This window comes from Shigella sp. FC1567 (assembly GCF_001743015.1).
Classification (GTDB): domain Bacteria; phylum Pseudomonadota; class Gammaproteobacteria; order Enterobacterales; family Enterobacteriaceae; genus Escherichia; species Escherichia coli.
Map to the genome: position 1 here is coordinate 1 of NZ_MIIV01000400.1, position 447 is coordinate 447.

The following is a 447-nucleotide window of genomic DNA, read 5'->3' on the forward strand; positions in this document are numbered from 1 at the left end:
AAAGGTTCTCAGTATGTATCGCTGGCCTACACACAGCGGCTTAAGGAAGCCGGATTACTGGCATCAACAGGAAGTACAGGCGACTCGTATGACAACGCGATGGCGGAGAGCATCAATGGTCTTTACAAAGCGGAGGTAATACACCGTAAGAGCTGGAAAAACCGTGCAGAAGTGGAACTGGCCACACTCACGTGGGTGGACTGGTATAATAATCGACGATTGCTGGAAAGGCTGGGCCACATCCCTCCGGCAGAAGCAGAAAAAGCTTATTATGCTTCCATCGGAAACGATGATCTGGCAGCCTGAGTTCACAGATAAAACACTCTCCAGGAAACCCGGGGCGGTTCAGAACTCCACCTTGCAGGAGCTGGCACTAACTGTAGTCTGAGTAGATAAAGACGGAGTAAGAGCAGCCACAGGTTCTTTCGGCTCATCCGGCGTTATCTC

The 447-nt window shown here is 51.0% G+C and carries 1 protein-coding gene; it reads left to right on the forward strand.

The window, feature by feature from the left end; translation table 11 throughout:
* Positions 1-306, forward strand: a 306-nt coding sequence (locus BHE85_RS18675) for an integrase core domain-containing protein (protein ID WP_032232747.1), incomplete at its 5' end; no start/stop codon positions are given.
* Between the last annotated feature and the right edge of the window lie 141 nt (positions 307-447).